General features: G+C 54.9%; 4 protein-coding genes. 1 reads left to right on the forward strand and 3 read right to left on the reverse strand.

Going from position 1 to position 3421, the window contains the following annotated elements; genetic code table 11:
- Positions 1 to 256 precede the first annotated feature (256 nt).
- Entirely contained in the window at positions 257 to 907 is a 651-nt protein-coding gene (gene flhC, locus KOE80_RS20010; protein ID WP_226349829.1) for a flagellar transcriptional regulator FlhC, read from the reverse strand.
- 31 nt (positions 908 to 938) lie between these two features.
- Positions 939 to 1265, reverse strand: coding sequence for a flagellar transcriptional regulator FlhD (gene flhD / locus KOE80_RS20015; protein ID WP_042487603.1), 327 nt, complete (start codon positions 1263 to 1265; stop codon positions 939 to 941).
- 435 nt (positions 1266 to 1700) lie between these two features.
- On the opposite strand from flhD, the gene KOE80_RS20020 reads away from it, so the two are divergent.
- Positions 1701 to 2198, forward strand: coding sequence for a C40 family peptidase (locus tag KOE80_RS20020; protein WP_042487606.1), 498 nt, complete (start codon positions 1701 to 1703; stop codon positions 2196 to 2198).
- A 32-nt stretch (positions 2199 to 2230) separates the two neighbouring features.
- Here KOE80_RS20020 and KOE80_RS20025 read toward each other — a convergent pair.
- Positions 2231 to 3421, reverse strand: a 1191-nt coding sequence (locus tag KOE80_RS20025) for a glycerol-3-phosphate dehydrogenase/oxidase (protein ID WP_226349830.1), incomplete at its 5' end; no start/stop codon positions are given.

The following is a 3421-nucleotide window of genomic DNA, read 5'->3' on the forward strand; positions in this document are numbered from 1 at the left end:
CCCAGCCCCACAAAGCTCCCGAAAACGGAGACGAAAACAATGATATATCCAAGGATAATAAGCACGGATACGCCTTCTTCAAATACACGCTGCTAATGATGGCGGCAAGCAACCGGGCTAAAACGACGCGTTAACGGCCTTTTTCCAGCCTAGATCGACGCTTCCAGTTGCCTTGACACGTTCAGATTCTTATCAGATCCACATCAAAAACCAGCATCTATCCGGCTTTGCTGCACACTGACGACAAAAGCTCTTCTTAAACGGGCGCGTCTACCTGGGCGGTAACGGGCCCTGGCGCCCTGGCTTGTGGCTCCCTGGCCGACTCTGATTTTCGGCTTTTGCTGGCGGGGGATTTGGCTGTGCTGCGCGCCTTGCTGGCACGCGTCTTGCCTGCCCGCGGTGGCGGGCGACAAATGGCACAAATAAAGCCTGATTCAGGATCGTGCGCATGGGCCACAAAGCCCCCTTTGCAGCGTTCGCACTGGGACAGTTGCAACAAACCGCTATCAAAAAAGCGCAGCAGCATCCAGGCGCGGGTAAAGCTCAGTACGGGCTCTTCGTCCGGCCCCACTTCCAGACGTCCAGCCGAGGACTGCTCCAGGTACAGACGATAGGCTTCCACCAGCGCACGGCTCTTGTCGCAAGGCGTGTGCACCGTCATGAACTGGTAAATGCTGTAGAACAGGCTGGAGTGAATATTGGGCAACCAGGTCATGAACCAGTCCACCGAGAAAGGCAGCATGCCTTTGGGCGGCGAGCAGCCTTTGACTTCGCGGTACAAACGGGCCAGCCGGTCGTAGCTTAGTGATGTTTCTGCTTGCAGAACCTGCAAGCGCGCCCCCAGCTCAATCATGTCGGAAGCAAGCCCAATTTCCTGAGCTTCTTTGGCGACGCTTTTTATAGCCATAGTTCTTGATGTAATAAGTTCGGAAGCCGGTTTAACCAGCCTGTTCCGCCGTCGCGCGCTGGGACAGCAAAATGGTGGAGTGAGCCTGCTGCAATACTCCTCCCAGCACATTCTGCGTCAAGGTGGTGAGCAGGTCGTAGTCGTTGAAACGAAAACCGCAAATCAACGAGCTGGAGCTGGCCAGCTTGACCAATTGGGCCGGTGACAGACGCAACAAGGTCTCTGCCACATCGTTGTCGAAGCCCAAACGGAACATACCTGCCGCAAAATTCTCTCGCAGCAGACGCTGTGCAAGTAACAAGTACGACAAATTGACTTCCTGAATATCATTCAGCAGCGAATTTTCCGATACGGGCATGTCAGCCATCCTTGTAAAACTGTTAATCAGCTAGTTTCTTGTAACAAAATACATTTAATATATATAAAGTTACATAAATATGTATCATGCCTTGCAAACTATTGCGCGAACATATTTTTACATTATCAACGTTATCGACACACTCTGTCCATAAATGTATTAAAAACATGAAAAACGTTGAAAATATGCAATAAATGCATCAAGACACAGCAGAATATTATCAGATGCTCACTTAATGTTGTAGATATAAACGATATGTAACATGACGAAGATCAAAGCGTTTGTATCGAAATTATGTTTTGTTGCATACATTGGCCATTAATTAATGAATATTTCGCCGATTCTCTTAGACCCTGCCTAGAAAACGACGAAATATCGGATATTCTTCTGGTACGCGCTTTCCTCCCTGCCCCCACATCCGTTTTGTAACAGCCCATGGTTCCTGCTGCTTTTACGCAACGTCTGCTTACTCTTGGCCTGGCACTGCTCTTGGCTGCCTGCGCGCATACCCCGTCTTCACGTCCGCCCACAGCCCAGGCCATCGGTGTTGATGAGCATCGACGCTCCGCCGTGGTTCTGTCCGCCCTGAGCCTGCTGGACACCCCCTACCGTTATGGCGGCCGCGAACCGTCCACCGGCTTTGATTGCAGCGGGCTGGTGCAGTATGTGTTCAACCAGGAATCCAGCTCCCCTGTTCCGCGCCGGACCAGCGACCAGGCCAGCGCCTCCCGTCGTGTCAGTCGCTCACAGCTGCGCCCCGGCGACCTGGTGTTTTTCAATACACTGGGCGCGCCCAACTCGCATGTGGGTATCTATATAGGCAAGCAACAATTCATCAATGCGCCCTCCAGCGGTGGCCGCGTACGAATTGATTCCCTGGATAATCCCTATTTCGCCAAACGCTTTGAAACGGCTCGCACTTTCTTTGATTGATGCGGTGGCCAGCCTGCGTCGGGTTTGTGTTACTACACAGGTACTGTGGCGTATTGCTCGGCCAAATCCAGAAAAGCGTCCAGCTCGGGCGAACGCCCTGTTTCTTCCTGCATGATCGCCGCAACAACCGGCGCAATTGACTGTGCCAGACGTGCATCCAGAAACAGCAGACGCGAACGGCGGGCCAGCATATCCTCCACCGTACGGGCGTATTCGAAACGGCAGGCAAAGCGCACCATGGCAGCGCTCAGACCCGGAGCCAGCTCTTGATCGGCACCTGGCAAGGTCTGTACCCAGTCAGCCTCACTGCCATAAGCATCCAGGCCAGCGGTACGGCCCAGAGAACGGCGGTCGCCCACATAAGAAGCTCCCACCAAGCGTTGTTCCTGTGTCCGACAGGCAGGCAATGGCCCCAGCAAACCGGACTGCTGGCAGCGCTCCAGCACGTCCTCGGCCATGGCGCGGTAGGTTGTCCACTTGCCGCCCGTTACCGTCAGCAAGCCATTGGCGCTGACCGTAATACTGTGCTCCCGACTGATGGACTGCGTTTGCCCCGCAGCCGACTCGGCAGCCGGACGCACCAGAGGGCGCAAGCCCACCCAGATGCTGCGCACATCCTGAACGGTTGGGGCTTTTTGCAGATAGTTGGCGGACTCTTTCAGAATGAAATCCACTTCCTGAGCCAAAGGACGTGGTTCCAAAGGAATATCGTCGCGGGGCGTATCGGTTGTCCCCAGAATCAGCTTGCCCAACCAGGGGACGGCAAACAACACCCGGCCATCCTTGGTACGCGGCACCAGCAAGGCATGTTCGCCCGGCAGGAACGCCTGATCGACGACCAGATGCACACCCTGACTGGGCGAGACCATAGGGCGCAATTCACGCCCGGCTTCCTGTGCATCCATTTGCCGGACCTGGTCTACCCAGACACCGGTGGCATTGACCACGCACTTGCTATGAATCTCGTAGCTTTGCCCACTTTCCTTGTCCTGACAGCGCACTCCGGAGACTTTGCCGTCGCGATGCATCACTTCCATTACCGGACAGTAATTGACCAGCAAAGCGCCATTCAGGGCTGCCGTACGCGCCAGAGCCAAAGCCAGACGGGCATCGTCAAACTGGCCATCCCAGTACTTCACGCCGCCCTTCAAACCACGTTGACGAGCACCGGGCAGAAGCTGCCGGATCCTGGAGGCACTCAGGAATTGGGTATGGCCCAGCCC

Origin of the sequence: Alcaligenes sp. 13f (assembly GCF_020496585.1) — a bacterium.
GTDB lineage: Bacteria > Pseudomonadota > Gammaproteobacteria > Burkholderiales > Burkholderiaceae_B > Alcaligenes > Alcaligenes phenolicus.